Origin of the sequence: Streptomyces violens (assembly GCF_000717745.1) — a bacterium.
GTDB lineage: Bacteria > Actinomycetota > Actinomycetes > Streptomycetales > Streptomycetaceae > Streptomyces > Streptomyces violens.
The window spans coordinates 496,579-517,738 of record NZ_JOBH01000002.1 but is presented as its reverse complement, the minus strand read 5'-3'; the positions used below and the strand labels follow the sequence as shown (position 1 = coordinate 517,738).

The following is a 21,160-nucleotide window of genomic DNA, read 5'->3' as shown; positions in this document are numbered from 1 at the left end:
GTGAACGACCGTCGATCCTTCGCACCACACGATCCGGTGTCGGGCCGCCTCGCGCTCGCGTAACTACAGCGCGCACACCTTTCATGCAACCACCAGATGCATCTGTAGGTGCATCTCGAGGCGCGAGCCCCCGCTCACAAAACCTTGCGCCGCCCACCTCCCGGCACCGAACTCAAGATCAGGATCAGCACCTGTGCCGGGGCCGCCGCCAGTCTTCCTTCGAGGAGCACAGACCTCCGTGAACAGCCATGCGGACAGCGCCGTCCTGTCGAAGATCGCCGAGCTCACCGAGCTGGCACTCGGTACCTACGCCTTCAACCCCGACCGTGTCGAGGAGGACGCCAACGGCGAGCGCCGTATCCACCAGGGCGGATACGGCGACCGCCAGCTCTTCGAGTTGGTCCAGAACGCCGCGGACGAACTGCGTGAGCAGCCCCGGGGAAAGATCCACGTCATCCTGGACGACGATCATCTGTACTGCGCGAACGAGGGCACCCCGATCACGCCGGAGGGCGCGGACACCATCCTGCGCATGGGGGTGTCCCGCAAGCGTGGCGGGCAGATCGGACGCTTCGGAGTGGGCGTGAAGTCCGTCCTCTCGGTGACGCCCACTCCCCAGTTCTTCAGCACTTCCGGCTCGTTCGGTTTCGACGCGGATTGGTCGGCGGCCGAGATCCTCGCCGCCGTCAACAAGGGCCGGGCCGAACGGGGGCTGCCTCCGGTGGAGAGCGTCGGCGAGACGCCCGTGCTGCGGCTGGCCCGGCCTCTCGACGTGGAGCAGGAGTGTGCGAGAGACGGGAGGCTGCGCGAGCTGCTGTCATGGGCTACGACCGTTGTGCGGCTGCCGTTGCTGCCGGGTGCGGCGGACCGCCTCGCGCTCGACATCCAGCAGCTCGGCAAGGGACGCAACGATGGCGGCAGGGAGGAGTTCCCTCGGCTCTTCCAGCTCTTCTCCCACCACGTGGGCACCGTCCTGCTGGAAGACGTGCGCAAGATGCCCAAGGTACGCCGCGAACTCACTGTGGAGCACGACGGGATCTTCCACACCGTCCGCGAAGCGCGCGGCGGGGCACACGCGGAGGTGGAGAGATTCCGAGTCTTCACGATGCCTCACTCCGTAACGGACGAGTCGCGGGGCACCGCCGGTGAGCTGCACGCTCGCGTCACCATCGACGTCTCCTGGGCCGTTCCGGAATACAAGGTGAACGAACAGGGGATCCGCCAGGTCCCCAACGAACGCGGTTGGTTCTGGTCGTTCTTCCCGACCAGGTACGCCACCACGCTCAGCGGTGCCCTCAATGCGGCCTGGAAGACCAACGAGGACCGTCAGAACCTGCTGACCGGCAGTAACCTCAACGAGGAGTTGATCCGGGTCGCGGCCGACCTGGTGGTCGGGGCGCTGCCCGACCTCGTGGAGCCCGAGGACCCGGCAGCGTACCTCCCGCTGCTGCCCGGCCGTACCAAGGAGTCGCCGAACTGGGCCTGCGCCCGACTGACCGAACTCGTGTGGAAGTCGACGGCGCAGAAACCGTCCCTTCCCGATCAGGACGGTGCGTTGCGGATCCCCGCCGAGTTGCGGATCCACCCGGAGCGGCTCCCGAAGGAGGCCCTCGCCCTGTGGAGCTCGTACCCCGGCCGTCCTCGCGACTGGGTGCACCACTCCGTGGAGGTCGGTGGGCGTCGGGGCAAGCTGACTCACTTCCTGGCCGCGGCCGACAAGCAGGAGGAGACCGTCCGGGACTGGCTCGAAGCGTTGGTCGAGGACGGCACCCCCGAGGCGTCCGCCACCGCGATCCGCCTGCTGGCACTGTTGCTCGACAAGCTTCCTGCGCACGAAGCCGAGGAGGCCCGGCGGGCCCGCATCGTCCTGACCGCCGGGCACGGTTTCGTCGCCCCCGTTGCGGGCCGCGTCTTCCGGGACTCCGGGGCCGACGGACTCCCCGACGACCTGGTGTACGTGGACGAGCGGATCTCCTCCGATGCCGCCCTGCTCAGTCACCTCGACCGCCTCGGAATCCGGGACGCCGACAGTCGTGGCCGATTCCAGAGCGTGCTCGACCAGGGCTTCGACGGTTACACCGACGAGTCGTGGACCCGCTTCTGGGAGTTGTTGCGCAGCGCGGGCGGCACCGCGCAGGTGCTGACCATCCGCGCGAAGGTGCCGCACATGGAGGAGACGCTGCGCGTGAGGACGATCGCCGGCGCCTTCCGCCCGCTCAAGGAATGCCTGCTGCCCGGCATGGTCGTCCCGGCGAACGGCTCGCGGGACGCGGAGATGGCCGTCGACATGTCCTTCCACGACGCCTCGGTGCTGCGGGAGCTCGGCATGAAGGACCGACCCACGCGCGGCCACCACCCCGAGCAGGAAGCCTGGTTCGAGGGGTACCACCGCGCGCAGCATGACGCGTACCTGGAGAGCCTCGACAAGAAGGCCGGCCGCGTCCAGATGCAGACCGTGCAGTTGGAGGGCTCGCCCACGGCCGGCCCGCTCCACCTCTTCGAGCACCTCTCTCCGGAGGGCAAGGCCGCTTTCGTCGACGCGGTGCCGGCCGACGGAATCGTCGAGTCCTGGACCCGGCAGATCGGCCGCAACGTGAGTACCCGTACGCGGGTGGAGTCCCCGATCCGATGGTTGCTGCGCCGCACCGGCATGGTGCACACCTCGAAGGGGCTGGTGCCGCTGCATGCAGCCGTGGGCCCCCAGCTCTCGGCGTACGCGCACGTCCTACCTGTGGCCACGAAGCTCGACGAGGACAAGGCCCGGCGTCTCGGACTGCCGACTTCGGTGCACGATGTCGCACCGGAACGCTGGTCCGCGCTTCTGGATCTGGTGAAAACCAGCGAGGACGACGCCCTCGTCGGCTCCACGTACGCCACCCTCATCCGCGTCGCCCTGGAGCTGGTCGAGGCCGAGGAGACGGTTCGCTGCCGGGTCGGCGACGAGTGGGAGATGCGCCCGGACAGCGACATCGCCGTGGCGACGACGCGTGCTGGCTACGACGAGCTGGTCCGGGAGAAGCACCCGGTGCTCCTCGTCGATGCCGAGCACGACCGTGAGCAGGCCGAGTACATGATCACCCAGTGGGGGATGCGGAGGGTCTCCGACGTCGTCGAGAAGCGGGTGCGGGCCGTGCCGGTCGGCCCGGCCGTACCGCTGGTCGACGAGTACCCGCCGCTGCGCCAGCGGCTCGGCAACCGGGCGAACGGCCTGTCCCTTCAGCGCTGTTCAGAGCTCGAGGAGGTGGTCCGTACTCCCAAGGGCAGCTGGAACACTCCGCTCGACGGCACCCGCCAGGAGCACACGGTCCTGGTGCCGGACGAGTTGTCCGCGGAGGAGGCGCTCGTCATCGCCGATCGCGAGTTCGGTTGGAACATGGGTGTCGCCGGATGCCGGGCCCTGATGCAGAAGTACGAGGCGGACAAGGCGGACCGTGCCTACCAGGCCCGCCTGACTGCCATCCGCCGGAGTCAGAGCGTTATCGACAAGATCGCCATGATGATCGACGAGGAGAGTCTCAAGACGGAACTCCCGGCCGGTCTGCTTGCCAGCGAGGTCTCCGAGACCGGGCAGGAGCCGGATGCCCGGCGCCTCGCGGAGATGGCCTACAACGCGCACGGAGAGTCGGTGCTGCGGGTGCACGCCAAGGACATCGCCACTCAGTACACCAACGCACCCCGCCACTTCGACGGTGGCTCCTCCGCCCTGCGGTTCGTGACCGACCTCGGCTTCCCCGACTCGTTCGCCGGTGCTCGCGTGCCCTCGCCCCCGGCACGGATGGAGGCACAGGGGCCGACGGAGTTCCCGGCCCTTCACCCCTACCAGGAGCGCCTGGCATCGAAGCTCACGCAGCTGTTGACGCTGTCGACGCCGCAGCGGGCCATGCTCAGTCTGCCGACGGGCGCGGGCAAGACCCGTGTCACGGCGGAGGGTGTCATCCGGTGGATCCGCGAGGCCGGCACGCCGCGGGGGCCGATCCTGTGGATGGCCCAGACCGAGGAACTGTGCGAGCAGGCCGTTCAGTCCTGGAAGTTCGTGTGGGAGAAGGTCGGCGCGGACCAGCCCCTGGTGATCGACCGGCTGTGGAGCAGCAATTCCGCGACACCGGTGTCCGATCGCCCGCACCTGGTCGTGGCCACCGATGCGAAGTTGCGGGTGTGTCTGCACACGGACGAGTACGCATGGTTGCGCGGGGCATCGCTGGTGCTCGCAGACGAGGCGCACGTCGCGATCGGTCGCCGGTACACCGAGATCCTGGAGCAGCTGGGGCTCACGCACCGTGAGACGCCACGCCATCTCGTCGGTCTGACCGCCACACCGTTCCGCAACGACGCCGACCTGACGCGGCGCCTCGCGCAGCGCTTCGGCAACCATCGTCTCGATGAAAACGTCTTCGTGGGCGAGCCCATCCCGAGCCTCCAGGATCTGGGCGTGCTGGCTCAGGTCGTCCACCGCGAACTGGCCGGCGCCCGGGTACAGCTCAACGCCGATGAACTGCGCACAGTGGAACAGTTCAACGGCTTTCTGCCGAAGGGCGCCGAGCAGCGCCTCGCCGAGGACGAGGCACGCAACCAGATGCTCCTCGACGAGATCACGGCAATGCCGGACGACTGGCCGGTCCTGGTGTTCGCGACGTCCGTGTCGCACGCCAAGTTCCTCGCGGCGAAGCTCGGCGACCGCGGCATCAGGGCCGCAGCCATCGACTCGGCGACTCCCACCACCGAGCGTCGCCAGCGGGTCGACGCGTTCCGCCGGGGGGAGATCCGGGTCATCACGAACTACGGCGTGCTGACTCAGGGGTTCGATGCACCGGCGACGCGGGCAGTGGTCATCGCCCGTCCCGTGTACAGCGCCAACAGCTACCAACAGATGATCGGCCGCGGACTGCGCGGTCCCCGCAACGGTGGCAAGGACACCTGCCTGATCCTCGACGTGCGTGACAACGTCGTGAACCACGACGAGAGCCTTGCCTTCACCAAGTTCGAGTACCTGTGGAAGAAGGGGGAGCAGTGACCTCCCGGAACGGGGACGGCTTCTCGCTCACCCCGGCCCAGTCCTCCGTAGTGACGCAACCCTGGGACGCGAGGACGCTCGTCACGGCGGGTGCCGGCGCCGGCAAGACGACCACTCTGACGTACCGGCTGGAGCACCTGACGGGTACCGAAGAGCTGGAAGCGGGTGAGATCCTCGTCCTGAGCTTCTCGCGCGCCGCCGTGCGTGAGCTGCGAGAGCGAGTCGACCGGCTCGCCACCACCGCCCGCCGGGTGCGCGCCCAGACATTCGACGGCTGGGCCCTGTCACTGTTGCTCCTGGAGGACCCGCAGCGGAACGATCTGGCGGGTACGGGCTTCGACCGGCGGATCAGGATGGCGACGCAAGCCATCGAGCGCGGAGTGCTCGACGAATGTGAGCAGGGGGTTCCCGCTCATGTCGTCATCGACGAGGTACAGGACCTGGTGGGCGCGCGCCGGGACATGGTGGAGGCATTGCTCGACCGGTATGCCGACAACTGCGGGTTCACGGTGGTCGGGGATGCTGCGCAGGCGGTCTACGGCTTCCAGGTGACCGATCCCGACGAGCGCGCGGCCGAGACGAACCTCTTCCTCCGTTGGGTGCGCTGCTCCTTCGGTGACGATCTGGTGGAGGTGACGCTGGCCGACAACTTCCGCGCTCGTACGCCGGAGTCCCGCATCGCACTGTCCTTCGGTGCTCCTCTGCAGAACCTCTCCGACGACGCGCCCGAAGCGGCGGAGGAGGGTGAGGCACTGTACGCGGAACTGCGCTCCGAACTGTCGCTCGCTCCGGCATTCGGTAGCTTCGACGACCCGTTCACCCTCGACTCGTTGCGCCACTTCGACGGTACGACCGCGATCCTGTGCCGGGACAACGGGCAGGTGCTCCACCTGGCGGAGCGACTCGACGAGCTGGGCGTGGACCACCGTATCCAGCGTTCACCCCGCTCGCGCCCCGCCCCGGTGTGGATGGCGGACCTGCTGCTCGCGACCGGCGCGGGGCGGCTGACCGAGGACCGTTTCCTCGAACTGGTCGCACTTCCCCAGGAAGCGGCCTCGAAGCGCACGTGGCACTCGCTGCGACGTTGTGCCGGCGGCGCACGCGGGACGCTCGACCTGGAGGCGTTGCGCCGGGCGATCGCCGAGGGGCGTCTGCCGGACGAGCTGACGGCGCCGCCCGTCCATCCGCTGGTCGTCTCCACAGTCCACCGGGCGAAGGGGCTGGAGTTCGACCGCGTGATCGTCGTCGAGCCGCAGGCACCTTCCGACTGGCGGGGCAAGCACAGGGACGCACCGGCCGAGGCGCGCCTGCTGTACGTGGCGATGACCCGGCCGCGCGACGACATCTACCGACTCTCGCGTCCGAACACGTGGATGATACGCAAGCATCAGCAGATCGACCGTTGGTACGTGGGCGGCCGTCAGTCGTACGTCCGTGCCGGTGTCGAAGCCGGCGATCTCGACGTGTGTCGCGAGGCACCCGCCGGTGCCACGGAACCAACGAGTGATCCGGTACTGTCCCAGCAATACCTCCGTGAAGGCGTTCGTTGCGGCGACCCGGTGGAGCTGTACCGGCTGCACGATCTACCTGCTTCGGCCGAGGAGACCCCTCCGTACGGGATCTTCCACGAGGGGCGGCCGATCGGTGCCGTGTCCGATCGATTCCGACGCGACATGTGGCGCCTGTTGAAGACCAACGTCGGCCGGAAGGTCGAGCGGTGGCCTTGCCGCGTCACGGGGCTGCGCGTCGACACCGTCGAGACCGTTGCCGGCTTCCCCGCTCTCACCGAGCGCCTGGGCCTGGGGGACAGGGGCGTCTGGATCGCCCCGCGCCTGTGCGGCCTGGGCCGCTTCGACTGGACCCACGCCGAGACCCTTCCGGAAGGACACTGCCACCCGTGACCGCACCTTCTCCACACGCGGCGCACTACGCGCTGCGCACCGAACTGCGCGACGCACTGCGGAGTGACCTCCTGGGTCCTCACGGGGACGTCGAGGAGGTCCTGACCGATGATGCGCCGATCAGCGCGTACCCGATCGGCGTCCTCTTCCCTCGGCCTTCGGCCATCGAGAACGGTACCCGGCCGACATCGACCCTGGGTGACGAGGACGGCGTGGACACCCCGCCCGATGTCGTTTCCGGGGACGACGGGGAGCAGGGCGCCGCGGACCTGGGTATCGCGCTGGCCAACCTGCGCAAGCCGTCGTCCATGGGATTGACCTTCGCGGTCGATCCTGCCGAGTCCCCGCGCCTGACCGTCAAGGTCGAAGCTGCCCGGTACATCCCGGAGGACGAGGCGGGACACCCCGTCGAGCCGCGTCGCGGCGAGGCCCGTAGCACCGAGCGGCAGAAAGAACGCTGGCGCCGCGAACCCCTCGTGTGCGAACCGGGTGAGTTCGATGTGCGGCGTCCGGGCTCCGTACGCGGCACTTTGTACAACGGCCTGGAATGGCGGGCCTTGGTGCGTCCCATCGCGTCGAACGGCACGGTGACGGTCACCGTGACCGTCGTGAACACACTGACGGCCGGAGAGTTCGACCTGCAGGATGCGTACTGCTTCTTCCAGCCCGAGGTGACGGTGCACGGCACGGAGGGCTCCCTTCCCTTCGTGGAGCGGCCCACTGAGATCGATGCGGTCGACGAGGAGCAGGCCCTCAGCCGCCTGTTGCACCGACACGCCCCGGTGTTTGCGACGGGCCATGGCACGTCCGTCGTGTGGGACTGGCAGGCTCCGTCTCTGCGTACCTCGATGCCCGAACGGGCGGCGGTCGCATCGGTGCGAACCGAGTTCGTGCCCACGCACGAGGTGCTGTTGACCGACTCGAACCCGGAGATCGACGACCGGGCATTGACCATGTACGGGCTCGGGCACGGGACGCGCGAGGAAGCCGTGGCCGCCCTCACACGCCTGCTCCAGGGGTACGAGGAGTGGATCGACGCGCGCGAGGCCGATGCCTGTACTCTCGCCGGCACCTCGCACGCGCAGGCGGCCCGGCGTCAGGTGGACTTGTGCCGTGTCGCCTTGCAGCGTATGCGGCGAGGGGTGGCGCTCCTGGAGGACGACCGGCAGCCGGACGTCTTCCGCGCCTTCCGGTGGGCGAACCAGGCAATGGCGCAGCAGCGGGCACGCACGGCATGGATCAAGCAGGGCAGGACGGGAGAACCGCAGGTCGCAGCGGGCAAATGGCGGCCCTTTCAGGTCGCCTTCATGTTGCTGTGCCTGCAGGGGATCGTCGATCCGAAGCACGAGGATCGCGACGTCGCCGACCTGCTGTGGTTCCCGACCGGTGGCGGAAAGACCGAGGCATACCTCGGTCTGATCGCGTTCACCACCTTCCTGCGCCGACTGCGCGACGGTGCATGCGGCGGCGGGGTCACGGTCATCATGCGCTACACGCTGCGTCTGCTGACGCTCCAGCAGTTCGAGCGTGCCGCGGCCCTGATCTGCGCGATGGAGCGAGTACGTGCGGAACACGCGGTGCAACTGGGCACCGAGCCGGTGTCGCTCGGCATGTGGGTCGGCAAGTCGGCTACCCCGAACGACCTGGAGAGTGCCCAGGATCGGCTGGACGCACTGCGCCGCGAGCCGGGCAAGTCTCTGCAGAAGGAGAACCCGGTCCAGCTGCAGGCATGTCCGTGGTGCGGTGAACCGCTGACCGCCTTCGACTACCAGGTACGCGAGAGCGCACGCCGCATGATCGTGTGCTGCCCGAACACCGCTTGCGCCTTCCACTCCGGCGACGGCCTCCCGGTGCACCTGGTCGACGAGGCGGTGTACGACGCGCATCCGACCCTCGTCGTCGCCACCGTCGACAAGTTCGCCTCAATGCCTTGGGTCACCGCCACAGCCGCCTTGTTCAACCGTGACGACTCGGACGGTCGGCGCCCACCGGAACTCATCGTTCAGGACGAACTTCACCTCATTTCAGGACCGTTGGGGACGCTCACCGGCCTGTACGAGACGGCCGTGGACGTACTCGCGGAGCGCCCGAAGGTGGTGGCGTCCACGGCAACCATCCGGCGGGCATCGGAGCAGGTCGGCGCGCTGTTCGACCGTCGTGTCGCTCAGTTCCCACCGGCAGGCCTGGACTCGCGCGACTCCTGGTTCGCCGTCGAGACGCCGCGTGAGGACAAGGCGTCACGTCGATATATCGGCCTATTGACGCCGAGCACCAGCCAGGCGTCCCTCCTGGTGCGCACGTACGCCGCATTGTTGGACGCGGCGGCCCGCTTCGCGGCCGACCCTGAGGTCAAGGACGCGTATTGGACGCTCGTCGGCTACTTCAACAGCCTGCGCCTGCTCTCGGCCGCCGAACTTCAGGTCCTCGACGACGTCCAGGACCGTCTGGAACTGCTCGGTGGGCGCACGCCGGCGGGGCCGCGTACCGCGACGCAGCTGATCGAGCTCAGCAGCCGTGCCGACTCCAGCGCTGTCCCGCGCCACCTGCGCCAGCTGGAGCGCAGGTTGCCCGACCCGGACACCCTTGACGTGCTCCTCGCCACGAACATGATCTCCGTCGGTGTGGACATCGACCGGCTCGGTCTGATGGCGGTGATGGGCCAGCCTCAGACGACCGCCGAGTACATCCAGGCAACCAGCCGTGTCGGGCGCCGGCACCCCGGCCTGGTCGCCGTCATGTACAACTCGGCCCGCTCGAGGGATCGTTCGCACTATGAAGGGTTTCCCGCCTTCCACTCCGCCCTCTATCGAGAGGTGGAGTCGACGAGCGTCACTCCGTTCTCGTCCCGGGCGCGCGACCGTGGCCTGCATGCAGTTGTGGTGGCGCTCGCCCGGCTGATGCTTCCTGCCGCGCGTGCCGACGAGGCGGCCGCGGACATCGCGGGCTTTGTCGACGAGCTGAACGCCGTCGTTCGGCCGCGCATCCTCGACCGCGTCGGATCGGTGGACGACCTGGAGCGCAAGGCTACCGCTCGGAGCTTCGACGAGTTCGTACAGTGGTGGCTCGACCAGGCAGCCGACCATCCGACGCTGAGGTACACGGCTCGGCGTGGCTCTCATCAGCCCGCTCTGCTCACCGGTTTCGACGACGAGGACCCCAATGCGACCGGCTGGTCCACTCTGTGGAGCCTGCGTGACGTCGACGCCGAATCCACCCTTTTTCTGGAGCGCTGACCACCATGACCCCGCCCCCTCCGCAGCGCCGCCGACGCGGCACCGGTGCCGTCGCCGCCCGCCCCCGCAAGGTCGGTGGCGTACGACGGTCCCAGATGGTGACGACATACGGCGTCGGCGCCATGATCGCCGTGGACAACGAGTCCTTCGTCGTCGCGGGCCTCGACACGTGGGACGTTTCGGAAGCCCCCGAGGTTCTGGAGCGCCGTCTGGCCCGGATCCTGCACGTGCGTGCCTTCCGTCAACCTCCCGCCCCCGACCCCGACCGTGGCAAGGACGGTGTCCGCGTGCGCCGCTTCCCGGAGATGTACTCCTGCCCCAAGTGCACTGCGCTGCAGCCCTTCTTCAAGTTCAACTCTCCGCCCAGGGTGGCGCGGTGCGGGGAGTGCGAGGAGGAGCTCGTCCCTTCGCGTTTCGTGTTGGCCTGCAACAACGGGCACATCACGGACTTCCCCTACTGGCGGTGGGTCCACCGCGGCAGCGGCCATACCGGCGGCCTGTGCGGCGGCACGCTGTCATTGCGTACCAACGGCAGTACGGCCTCACTGCGTTCTGTGGTTGTGGCGTGCAGCTGCGGCGTGCCCGAGGTCTCCATGGAAGGCGCCTTCCGTAGCCGCGTTCTGCAGGATCTGGGCATCCGCTGCGAGGGCCGCCGCCCGTGGCTGAAGGATGCGCCGGTCGAGGCGTGCGACCAGGTACCGCGAGCGATGCAGCGAGGCTCCTCCGCGGTGTGGCATCCGCTGGTCGCCAGTGCCCTGTCGATCCCGCCGTGGGGCGAAGGCCTGCACAAACTGGTGGAGAAGCACAAGCTGATCGGTGCTTCCGAGGAAACCGTCCGTTGGTTCGCCAAGCATCACCCGGCCGTGCTCAAGAGCGTGGATGCGACGGTCGACGATGTCATCGACCTGGTGCGGGCTGTCGAGGAGGAAGACGCGGAGGCTGTCGGGGACGACATTCCCGCACCGCTGGCCCACAGCGCACTCAGGCAGGAGGAGTACGTCCGGCTGGTGCGTGGCAACCCCGAGCGATATGCGGCAGAGTGGCAGCCCTTCGTGTGCGAGAAGCCTCAGGGACCCCCGGATGTGCTGAGCCCCCTGGGGCTGCACGACACCAAGCTGGTCAAGCGGTTGCGCGAGGTGCGGGCGCTGGCATCGTTCATGCGGGGGGACCTGCCTTCCGAGGCAGACTCCGAGCGGCGTAGGGCACCCCTGACCCTTTCGGACGACATCGACTGGCTGCCGGCGATCGAGGTCATCGGCGAGGGCGTGTTCCTGCGATTGGACGGGGACCGGTTGCGCGACTGGGAGACCGATTCGACGGTCGTCGCCCGCGCACAGCGCATCCGCGACAGTCATCTCACCCAGCTCCGGCGCCGTGCGGGCGCCCCGAACGGCTCGGGGGCGAGGGGGCCCGAGGAATCGGATTCGCCGGTCTCGCCCCGCTATCTCCTGCTCCACACCCTCGCCCACATCCTGATCAACGAGTGGAGCCTGGACGGTGGCTATCCCACCTCCGCCCTGCGAGAGCGCCTGTACTGCGGTGACGACATGGCAGGCATCCTGCTCTACACCGCCACCAGTGACTCCGCCGGCAGCCTCGGCGGTATTGTCGCCCAGGGTGAACCCGACCGCCTGGCCCATACGCTCAAAGCCGCCCTGACCCGCGCGGCCTGGTGCTCGAACGACCCGCTGTGCATGGAGTCCCAGGCCGCCGGCGTCGACAACGTCAATCTCGCCGCCTGCCATGCGTGTGTCCTGCTGCCCGAGACCAGCTGTGAGACCAACAACAGCTTCCTCGACCGGGCTCTGCTGATCGGCACCTCCACGGGCAGCGTGCCCGGATACTTCCAGGGCCTCGTCCAGAACCCGGCCACCGGGGTGGGTGAGGGCTTCGTGTACGAGCCGGGCCTACCCCGGTGATCTGCCCGGCTGTATCTGCATGACGCCTTCGAGCTGCTGATCTGCGGTTTCTTCGAGCCGGACGCCGATTACTGCCGATAAGGAGGTTCCGCGGTGTCCGGAACGCGAGTGGAAAAAAGCCTCGAGTTGCTCCTGTATATGCCTCAGGGGCCATCCGAAGATGGCCCCTGAGCTGCAAAAACACCGTCGGGACGACAGGATTTGAACCTGCGACCCCTTGACCCCCAGTCAAGTGCGCTACCAAGCTGCGCCACGTCCCGGTGCTCTGCACCGTTCCCGGGCGGGCCCGGTCGGTGCGTGCAGAAGAAAAATACCTGTCCGCGGCCCGGAATCCAAAACGGGGTCCTGGTGGAGGTCTGTCCGGGTGCGGGCGCGGCGCCGTGAGCGGTGTTTCAATGCCGCCATGAGTAAGGACGTAACGGTACGAATGCGGCGCGTGTACGACGCCGTGGACCCCGATGACGGAGCGCGGGCGCTCGTCGACCGGCTCTGGCCGCGCGGGCTCGCGAAGGACGCGGCGCGGCTGGACGAGTGGTGCAAAGGCGTGGCGCCGTCGAACGAGCTGCGCAAGTGGTACGGACACCGGGTGGAGGCCTACGAGGAGTTCGCCGAGCGGTACCGCGCGGAGCTGTCCGGGGAGCCGGGGAGCTCCGCGCTGGAGCGACTGCGGGAGCTGGCGGCGGACGGGCCGCTCACCCTGCTGACGGCGACCAAGGAGCTGGAGCTCAGCCATGCGGCGGTGCTGCTGAATCTGCTCCGTGAGGGTGCCTGAGCCGCCTGAGTCGCCTTGCACGCCACCTCTGACCAGCACGGTTGACGAAACATACGGAGCACTGCATAGTTATACCCATCAGCGTATGCACCCTGAGGAGAAACCCGTGACCGAGCGCGTCGTACTCGCCTATTCAGGCGGCCTTGACACCTCTGTCTGCATCGGCTGGATCGCCGAGGAGACGGGCGCCGAGGTCATCGCCGTCGCGGTGGACGTCGGCCAGGGCGGCGAGGACCTGGACGTCATCCGCAAGCGCGCGCTCGCCTGCGGTGCGGTCGAGGCCGAGGTCGCGGACGCCAAGGACGAGTTCGCCGACGAGTACTGCCTCCCGGCGATCAAGGCCAATGCGCTGTACATGGACAAGTACCCGCTGGTCTCCGCGCTCTCCCGGCCGACCATCGTCAAGCACCTGGTCGCCGCCGCGAAGAAGCACGGCGCGACGACCGTCGCGCACGGCTGCACCGGCAAGGGCAACGACCAGGTCCGCTTCGAGGCCGGCATCTCCTCCCTCGCGCCCGACCTGCAGTGCATCGCCCCGGTCCGCGACTACGCGATGACCCGGGACAAGGCGATCGCCTTCTGCGAGGAGAAGAACCTCCCGATCGCGACCACCAAGAAGTCGCCGTACTCGATCGACCAGAACGTCTTCGGGCGGGCCGTCGAGACCGGCTTCCTGGAGGACATCTGGAACGCGCCGATCGAGGACGTGTACGAGTACACCGCCGACCCGGCCACGCCCCGCGAGGCCGACGAGGTCGTCATCACCTTCAAGGAGGGCGTGCCGGTCGCGATCGACGGCAAGCCCGTCACCGTCCTGCAGGCCATCCAGCAGCTCAACGAGCGGGCCGGCGCGCAGGGCATCGGCCGGATCGACATGGTCGAGGACCGGCTGGTCGGCATCAAGAGCCGCGAGGTCTACGAGGCGCCGGGTGCGATCGCGCTGATCACCGCGCACCAGGAGCTGGAGAACGTCACCGTCGAGCGCGAGCTGGCCCGCTACAAGCGGCAGGTCGAGCAGCGCTGGGGCGAGCTGGTCTACGACGGCCTGTGGTTCTCGCCGCTCAAGCGCGCGCTGGACGGCTTCATCAACGAGGCCAACCAGCACGTCTCCGGGGACATCCGGATGACGCTGCACGGTGGCCGCGCCGTCGTGACTGGCCGGAAGTCCGACCAGTCGCTGTACGACTTCAACCTGGCGACGTACGACACCGGCGACACGTTCGACCAGTCGCTCTCGAAGGGCTTCATCGAGCTCTTCGGCATGTCGAGCAAGATCGCGGCCAAGCGCGACCTGTCCTGATCGCCCGTACCCCACCCGCGCTGCGGGCAGTCGTGCCGCTGGGGCGATGGGGGTCCCCCCTGCTCGAGCGAAGCCGAGAGCTTGGGGGAGGGTGGGCGCAGCTATTACCACCGGCGGGAAGCCGGACACACACCACGAGGAGCACCACGTGAGCAACGGCAGCAACGGCGACGTCCGGCTCTGGGGCGGCCGCTTTGCGGACGGTCCCGCCGAGGCCCTGGCCAAGCTGTCCGCGTCCGTCCACTTCGACTGGCGCCTGGCCCCCTACGACATCGCCGGATCCCGTGCGCACGCCCGTGTGCTCCACAAGGCGGGCCTGCTGACGGCCGACGAGCTGACCCGCATGCTCGCCGGTCTCGACCAGCTCGAACGAGACGTCGCCGACGGCTCGTTCACCGGCACCATCGCCGACGAGGACGTGCACACCGCGCTGGAGCGCGGCCTGCTGGAGCGGCTCGGCCCGGACCTCGGCGGCAAGCTGCGGGCCGGCCGGTCCCGGAACGACCAGGTCGCGACGCTCTTCCGGATGTACCTGCGGGACCACGCGCGGATTCTCGGCGGTCTGCTCGGCGAGCTCCAGGAGGCGCTGATCGGGCTGGCCGAGGCGCACCCGGACGTCGCGATGCCCGGCCGCACCCACCTCCAGCACGCCCAGCCCGTCCTCTTCGCGCACCATGTCCTCGCGCACGTCCAGGCGCTGTCCCGGAACGCCGAGCGGCTGCGCCAGTGGGACGACCGCACGGCCGTCTCGCCGTACGGCTCGGGCGCGCTGGCGGGTTCGTCGCTGGGCCTCGACCCGGAGGCCGTGGCCAAGGACCTCGGGTTCGAGCACGGCTCCGCCGGCAACTCCATCGACGGCACGGCGTCCCGTGACTTCGTCGCGGAGTTCGCCTTCATCACCGCGATGATCGGCGTCGACCTCTCCCGTATCGCCGAGGAGGTCATCATCTGGAACACGAAGGAGTTCTCCTTCGTGACCCTGCACGACGCCTTCTCCACCGGCTCGTCGATCATGCCGCAGAAGAAGAACCCGGACATCGCCGAGCTGGCGCGCGGCAAGTCCGGCCGCCTCATCGGCAACCTGACCGGCCTGCTGGCGACCCTCAAGGCGCTGCCGCTCGCGTACAACCGCGACCTCCAGGAGGACAAGGAGCCGGTCTTCGACTCCTGCGACCAGCTGGAGACCCTGCTCCCGGCCTTCACCGGCATGATGGCCACGCTGACCGTCAACCGCGAGCGCATGGAGGAGCTGGCCCCGGCCGGCTTCTCGCTCGCCACCGACATCGCGGAGTGGCTGGTCAAGCAGGGCGTGCCGTTCCGTGTCGCGCACGAGGTCGCGGGCGAGTGCGTGAAGGAGTGCGAGGCGCACGGCATCGAGCTGGACCAGCTCACCGACGAGCAGTTCGCGAAGATCTCCGAGCACCTGACCCCCGAGGTGCGGACCGTGCTCAACGTGCCCGGCGCGCTCGCCTCGCGCAGCGGCCGCGGCGGTACGGCGCCCTCGGCGGTCGCCGTCCAGCTCGCCGAGGTCAAGGCGGACCTGGCCACGCAGCAGGCGTGGGCCACGGCCAAGCAGAAGTAACCCCCGAAGCGGCAGCGGCCGCCGTCCGGTCTTCCCGACCGGGCGGCGGCCGCTTTTGTGTGCTTACGGTGGGGTGTGGTGAGACGGGCATGCGGTCGATGAGACATTTATGTCTCATTCGCGTATGATCCGTCTCATGGCCGTGGACAGAGAACGCGTACTGAAGGACGCTGCAGCGCTGCTCACCCGGAAGAGCACCGCCTCGATGGACGACATCGCGCGGGCCGCCGGGATCAGCCGGGCGACGCTGCACCGGCACTTCGCGGGGCGGGACGCGCTCATCCGGGCGCTGGAGGAGCTGGGCATCAAGGACACCGCGCGGGCGCTGGACGCCGCCCGGCTGGAGGAGGGCGGCGCGGACGCCGCGCTGCGCCGGCTGATCGGCGAGCTCGAGCCGGTCGCCGGGGTGCTGGCCTTCCTCTACACCGAGAACCAGCTCTTCGAGGGCGAGGAGATCAACGGAGGCTGGCTGGCGCTCGACGCCCGGATACACGCGCTTTTCCGGCGGGGCCAGGAAGAGGGGACCTTCCGCATCGATCTCACCCCGGCCTGGCTGACCGAGGCGCTGTACGGACTGATCTGTGCGGGCGCCTGGTCGGTGCACGAGGGCCGGCTGGCCCGCGCCGACCGTAACCACTCCATCGCCGAACTGCTGCTCGGCGGCGTACGAAGGGAAAGCACACGATGAGCGGGGCCGTGGCCGCGGGAGCGGCCGGGAAGGCAACAGTGGAACAGCCGCGTCCGGGGCGCTGGCTCGCGCTCGCCGTGCTGGTCCTCGCGGTGCTGCTGGTCGGCGTCGACGCCACGGTGCTGGGCCTGGCCGCGCCGTACCTCAGCGAGGACCTGCGCCCCTCGGGCACCCAGCTGCTGTGGATCGGCGACGTGTACTCGTTCGTCATCGCCGGTCTGCTGGTCTCGATGGGCAGCCTGGGCGACCGGATCGGGCGCAAGAAGCTGCTGCTGACCGGTTCGGTGGCGTTCGGCGCGATGTCGGCGCTCGCGGCGTACGCGACGACGCCGGAGATGATGATCGCGGCGCGGGCGCTGCAGGGCGTGGCCGGCGCGACGCTGATGCCGTCCACCCTCGCGCTGATCCGCAACCTCTTCCACGACCCCCGCGAGCGCAGCCTGGCGGTGGGCGTCTGGGGCGCTGCGGCCTCCGCGGGTACGGCCGTCGGCCCGGTGCTCGGCGGCTTCCTGCTCGGTCACTTCTGGTGGGGCTCGGTCTTCCTGATCAATCTGCCGGTGATGGTGGTGCTGGTCGCCGTCGGCATCAAGGTGCTGCCGGAGTCCCGGAATCCGAAGCCGGGGCCGTGGGACCTGACCAGCGTCGGGCTGTCGCTGGTCGGCATGGTCGGCGTGGTGTACGCGATCAAGGAGGCCGCGGCGCACGGCGTCGGGATCGGAGTCGCCCTCGCGGCCGTCATCGGCGTGGCCGCGCTCGTCGCCTTCGTACGCCGCCAACTGCGGCTGCCCACACCGCTGCTGGACATGAAGCTCTTCAGCAACCGGGGCTTCTCCGGCGCCGTGCTCGCCGACCTGCTGACCATCCTGGGCCTGGCCGGGCTGCTCTTCTTCCTGTCCCAGTTCCTGCAGATGGTGCAGGGGCGCTCGCCGCTCAACGCGGGACTGGTCGAACTGCCCGCCGCCGTCGGCGCGATGGGCGCGGGGCTGGCCGCCGGCCCTGTCGCGCGCCGGCTGTCGGTGCGGACGGTGGTCTCCGGCGGGCTGGTGCTGGTGGGGCTCGGGCTCGGGGCGTGCGCCTGGGTGGACGCCGACACCGCGACGCCGGTGCTGGGCGCGATCCTCTTCATCGTCGGTGTCGGCGCGGGCTTCTCCTTCACCATCACCGCCGACGTGATCCTCTCCAGCGTGCCCAAGGAGCAGGCGGGCGCCGCCTCGGCGGTCTCGGAGACGGCGTACGAACTGGGCTCTGCGCTCGGTATCGCGCTGCTCGGCTCGGTGGTCACCGGCGTGTACCGGAACTTCACGGCGCCCGAGGGGGTGCCGGCCGACGCGGTCGGCGCGGCACGCGAGTCGCTGGGCGGCGCGGTCGAGACGGCGGGCGACCTGCCGCACCGCACGGGCGAGGCGCTGCTGTCCGCCGCGCAGCGGGCGTTCACCGACGGCATGGAGGCCGCCGCGGTGGCGGGCGGCGTCATCTCACTGGCCGCCGCGGTCGCCGCGTGGGTACTGCTGCGCGGGCGGAAGCTGGAGGGCGGCGACTGAGGCCTGTGCTTCAAAGCCCGGCCGGGCCACGCGTACCCGGCCGGGCCCGCGCGTCCCGCGGCCGGAGCGCGCGTCCGCGCCGGTAGCCTGCGCCGTGCCAGGACTTCGAGCGCTTCCGGAGGAGGACCGTCATGGCACTGGCCGCCGACGACCGCACCGCCATCGCCGAGCTGCTCGCACTGCACGGGCACCTGTTCGACGAGGGTGAGCTGCACCGGCTCGACGAGCTGTTCACCGCCGACGTCGTCTACGACGTCAGCGACTTCGGACAGCCGCCGCTCAAGGGCCTGCGGGCCATCCGCGAGGCGGCGTTCGCGCTGGGCGAGGCCATCCCGGTGGGCCACCACGTCACCAACATCGTCCTCACCGAGCTGCCCGCCGACGGCGGGGTGCACGCCCGTTCCAAGGGCATCGGCGTCAACGCGGACGGCACGTGCGGGACGGTCACGTACGAGGACACCGTCGTACGGGGCGCCGACGGCTGGCGCATCAGCCACCGCAAGGTCCTCGCGCGCCGCGCCCCGCTGGGCGGCCGCTGACTGTATGCGACGGGCCCCCTGCCGCGCACAGCGGCAGGGGGCCCGGGAAGAAGTCGGCGAGGTGTCAGGCCGCCTTGGCCTTGGTGGCGTACACGTCGACGTACTCCTGGCCGGACAGCCGCATCACGTCGCTCATGACCTCGTCGGTGACCGCGCGCAGGACGTAGCGGTCCCGGTCCATGCCGTCGTACCGGCTGAAGTCCAGCGGCTCACCGAAGCGGCAGGTCACCGGCGCGACGCGGGGCATGCCCTTGCCGCCGGGCTGCACCTTGTCGGTGCCGATCAGCGCGAAGGGGACGACCGGCGCGCCGGTCATCAGCGTCAGCCGGGCGATGCCGGTACGGCCCCGGTAGAGGCGGCCGTCGGGGGAGCGGGTGCCCTCCGGGTAGATACCGAAGACCTTGCCCTGCTCCAGGACGCGGCGGCCGGTCATCAGCGCGGCGACGCCGCCGTGCCCGCCGTCCCGGTCGACCGGGATCATGCCGGCGGTGGTGAAGAACCAGGCCATCAGCCGGCCCTTGACGCCCTTGCCCTTGACGTACTCGTCCTTGGCGATGAAGTACACCTGGCGCTTGGTCCGCTGCTCGACGATCAGCGACAGGAACAGCGAGTCGATGAAGGTCACGTGGTTGCCGGCCAGGATCACCGGTCCGCTGCCTGGAATGCCCTCGATCCCCTCGACCTTCGGGCGGAACAGGACACGCATGACGAATCCGAGAGTCGCCTTCAGCAGAATGCGGGACAACGGGCCCTCCGGTTTGGCTGGTCAGTGCAGGAGTCTGCAGGTGAGGACGATACTCGCGGCCCAACCTCGATCGCACATCGGGTTCATGGGATCGATACGCAGAGTTGACACGCCCTGCCGCTGCGTCACGGGTGGTTAACCGGGCCGCCATGCGAAGAACGCAGGGGCCGTGTCTACACCGCCTGCGGGACAGATGATGCGTACGGACGTTCGCGAGTGGCCGGAACAGATCCCTCACGCGTCATCTGCGTTCACCCGCGTGTTCGGTCGGATGTCTCCCACTGGAAAGCTGTAGGGGCCTACCATCACCCCGGCACCGGCAGGTGCCGCACATCACAGGACCATGAGGAGTCGGGGACAACATGGACAAGGCGCAGCGACCCGGGCGGCGGACCGTACTGAGCGTTGCGGCGCTCGGCGCCGGAGCAGCGGTGCTGGGCGGCGGGGCCGGTACGGCGATCGCGGCCGGGCGCGGGCACGGCGGTCACGGCGGCGGTGAACTGCCCGTCCCGCTGGTCGTCGGCCACCGCGGCGCGAGCGGCTACCGCCCCGAGCACACCTTCGGCTCCTACCAGCTCGCCCTGGACATGGGCGCGGACATCATCGAGCAGGACCTCGTCCCCACCAAGGACGGCCACCTGGTCTGCCGGCACGAGAACGACATCACCGCCACCACCGACGTCGCCGACCACCCGGAGTTCGCGGGCCGCAAGACGACCAAGACGGTCGACGGCACTAAGCTCACCGGCTGGTTCACCGAGGACTTCACGCTCGCCGAGCTGAAGACCCTGCGCGCCAAGGAGCGCATCCCGCAGACCCGGCAGCACAACACCCTCTACGACGGGCGCTGGGGCATCCCCACCCTCGAAGAGGTCTTCCAGTGGGCCGAGCGCGAGGGCAAGAAGCGCGGCCGCCGCATCTGGCTGCACATCGAGACCAAGCACCCCACCTACTTCCGCAAGCTCGGCCTCGGCCTGGAGGAGCCGCTCGCCAAGCTGCTGCGCCAGTACGGCCGGCACAAGAAGGACTCCCCGAACTTCCTGCAGTCCTTCGAGCCGAGCAGCATCCAGCGGCTGGACAAGCTGGTCGACTGCCCCAAGGTCGTACTGCTCAGCACGCTCAAGAGCCAGCCGTGGGACTTCAAGGAGGCCGGCGACAAGCGCACCGTCGCCGACCTGGTCGCGCCCGAGGGGCTGCGCTGGATCGCCTCCTTCGCGCAGGGCATCGGCCCGGACCTCACCGTGATCATCCCGCGCACCGCCGACGGCAAGCTCGGCACGCCCTCCTCGGTGGTCAAGGACGCGCACGACGCGGGCCTGGTCCTGCACCCGTACACGGTCCGCAACGAGAACACCTTCCTCCCGGTCGACCTGCGCAAGGGCAGCGACCCGGCCGCGTACGGCGACTCCCTCGCCTACTTCAAGGCGCTCTTCGCGACCGGCATCGACGGGCTGTTCTCCGACAACCCGGACACCGCGCTGCTGGCGGCCGCGGAGTTCCGCAAGCGCTGACCGCGCGCACGGCGTGACAGCGGGCGGGGGTCGATGGCCCCCGCCCGTGCGTGCTGCTCCCGTACACCCGAATGGCCGGTCCGCCGGCCGAGCCCGCGCGCGACACCCAGCCGCCGGCCTCGATGCCGAGCGGCGCCGCGCGCTGCTCGCCGTCGCTGCTCAACTGCGCTCAACTGCCGGGCCGCTGCCAGGAGTTGGTACGCGCTCTGTCGGCGGGCGGCGATCCGGCCTACCGTGAGTTCTCATCTGAGTTGGGAATGTCACAGGAGAGCATGGGGTCGCTCCGTTCCCGTTGTCCGGCATGTCTGCGCAGAATGCTGACGGCGGAGGTTGGGCTTCCTGAACTCCGGGGAAAGGAGCGTTGACCCCGCCATGGCGGCGCCGCGCATCCCGTGGTGCCATCAAGTCAGGGCAGATC

General features: G+C 69.2%; 12 protein-coding genes and 1 tRNA gene. 11 read left to right on the top strand and 2 right to left on the bottom strand.

What is annotated here, in order from left to right; all coding sequences use genetic code 11:
• The first annotated feature begins 238 nt into the window (after positions 1 to 238).
• The 4 genes from IF04_RS0105645 to drmB are packed head-to-tail and all read left to right on the top strand — an operon-like array spanning position 239 to position 12,064.
• Entirely contained in the window at positions 239 to 5,011 is a 4,773-nt protein-coding gene (locus IF04_RS0105645) for a sacsin N-terminal ATP-binding-like domain-containing protein (RefSeq protein ID WP_030251805.1), read from the top strand.
• On the top strand, positions 5,008 to 6,912 hold the full coding sequence (locus tag IF04_RS0105640) for a UvrD-helicase domain-containing protein (RefSeq protein ID WP_030251802.1): 1,905 nt from the start codon (positions 5,008 to 5,010) through the stop codon (positions 6,910 to 6,912). The genes IF04_RS0105645 and IF04_RS0105640 overlap by 4 nt, the downstream gene beginning before the upstream one ends.
• Positions 6,909 to 10,145, top strand: coding sequence for a helicase-related protein (locus IF04_RS0105635; RefSeq protein WP_030251800.1), 3,237 nt, complete (start codon positions 6,909 to 6,911; stop codon positions 10,143 to 10,145). The genes IF04_RS0105640 and IF04_RS0105635 overlap by 4 nt, the downstream gene beginning before the upstream one ends.
• A 5-nt stretch (positions 10,146 to 10,150) precedes the next feature.
• Positions 10,151 to 12,064 carry a DUF1998 domain-containing protein gene (gene drmB / locus IF04_RS0105630; protein ID WP_051830717.1) on the top strand — a complete coding sequence of 638 codons (1,914 nt, stop codon included), beginning with the start codon at positions 10,151 to 10,153 and terminating at the stop codon, positions 12,062 to 12,064.
• A 186-nt stretch (positions 12,065 to 12,250) separates the two neighbouring features.
• Here drmB and IF04_RS0105625 read toward each other — a convergent pair.
• Positions 12,251 to 12,324 (bottom strand) — tRNA-Pro (locus IF04_RS0105625).
• Between the two features lie 143 nt (positions 12,325 to 12,467).
• Between IF04_RS0105625 and IF04_RS0105620 the strand changes: the two genes are divergently transcribed.
• The 6 genes from IF04_RS0105620 to IF04_RS0105595 all read left to right on the top strand — a co-directional run bounded on the left by IF04_RS0105620 (position 12,468) and on the right by IF04_RS0105595 (position 18,486).
• Positions 12,468 to 12,836: a DUF488 domain-containing protein gene (locus tag IF04_RS0105620; RefSeq protein WP_030251796.1), complete on the top strand. Its 369-nt coding sequence runs from the start codon at positions 12,468 to 12,470 to the stop codon at positions 12,834 to 12,836.
• Between the two features lie 106 nt (positions 12,837 to 12,942).
• Positions 12,943 to 14,136, top strand: coding sequence for an argininosuccinate synthase (locus IF04_RS0105615; RefSeq protein ID WP_030251794.1), 1,194 nt, complete (start codon positions 12,943 to 12,945; stop codon positions 14,134 to 14,136).
• A 148-nt stretch (positions 14,137 to 14,284) separates the two neighbouring features.
• Positions 14,285 to 15,718 carry an argininosuccinate lyase gene (argH, locus tag IF04_RS0105610; protein WP_030251791.1) on the top strand — a complete coding sequence of 478 codons (1,434 nt, stop codon included), beginning with the start codon at positions 14,285 to 14,287 and terminating at the stop codon, positions 15,716 to 15,718.
• 136 nt (positions 15,719 to 15,854) lie between these two features.
• On the top strand, positions 15,855 to 16,406 hold the full coding sequence (locus IF04_RS0105605; protein WP_030251788.1) for a TetR/AcrR family transcriptional regulator: 552 nt from the start codon (positions 15,855 to 15,857) through the stop codon (positions 16,404 to 16,406).
• Positions 16,403 to 17,947 (top strand): MFS transporter, encoded by a 1,545-nt coding sequence (locus IF04_RS0105600; RefSeq protein ID WP_030251786.1) that lies wholly within the window; start codon positions 16,403 to 16,405, stop codon positions 17,945 to 17,947. Before IF04_RS0105605 ends, IF04_RS0105600 begins: the two co-directional genes overlap by 4 nt.
• Before the next feature lie 131 nt (positions 17,948 to 18,078).
• Positions 18,079 to 18,486: a nuclear transport factor 2 family protein gene (locus IF04_RS0105595; protein WP_030251783.1), complete on the top strand. Its 408-nt coding sequence runs from the start codon at positions 18,079 to 18,081 to the stop codon at positions 18,484 to 18,486.
• A 64-nt stretch (positions 18,487 to 18,550) separates the two neighbouring features.
• On the opposite strand, the gene IF04_RS0105590 is transcribed toward IF04_RS0105595, so the two are convergent.
• Positions 18,551 to 19,231 carry a lysophospholipid acyltransferase family protein gene (locus IF04_RS0105590; RefSeq protein WP_030251780.1) on the bottom strand — a complete coding sequence of 227 codons (681 nt, stop codon included), beginning with the start codon at positions 19,229 to 19,231 and terminating at the stop codon, positions 18,551 to 18,553.
• Positions 19,232 to 19,593: 362 nt separating this feature from the next.
• Here IF04_RS0105590 and IF04_RS0105585 point away from each other — a divergent pair, with 362 nt between their 5' ends.
• Positions 19,594 to 20,742 carry a glycerophosphodiester phosphodiesterase gene (locus tag IF04_RS0105585; RefSeq protein ID WP_030251777.1) on the top strand — a complete coding sequence of 383 codons (1,149 nt, stop codon included), beginning with the start codon at positions 19,594 to 19,596 and terminating at the stop codon, positions 20,740 to 20,742.
• The last annotated feature ends 418 nt before the right edge of the window (positions 20,743 to 21,160 follow it).

Excerpts from the sequence above, each read along its gene's own strand:
- drmB (WP_051830717.1), top strand. The coding sequence starts at position 10,151 with ATGACCCCGCCCCCTCCGCAGCGCCGCCGACGCGGCACCGGTGCCGTC.
- IF04_RS0105620 (WP_030251796.1), top strand. The coding sequence starts at position 12,468 with ATGAGTAAGGACGTAACGGTACGAATGCGGCGCGTGTACGACGCCGTG.
- IF04_RS0105605 (WP_030251788.1), top strand. The coding sequence starts at position 15,855 with ATGGCCGTGGACAGAGAACGCGTACTGAAGGACGCTGCAGCGCTGCTC.
- IF04_RS0105600 (WP_030251786.1), top strand. The coding sequence starts at position 16,403 with ATGAGCGGGGCCGTGGCCGCGGGAGCGGCCGGGAAGGCAACAGTGGAA.
- IF04_RS0105595 (WP_030251783.1), top strand. The coding sequence starts at position 18,079 with ATGGCACTGGCCGCCGACGACCGCACCGCCATCGCCGAGCTGCTCGCA.
- IF04_RS0105585 (WP_030251777.1), top strand. The coding sequence starts at position 19,594 with ATGGACAAGGCGCAGCGACCCGGGCGGCGGACCGTACTGAGCGTTGCG.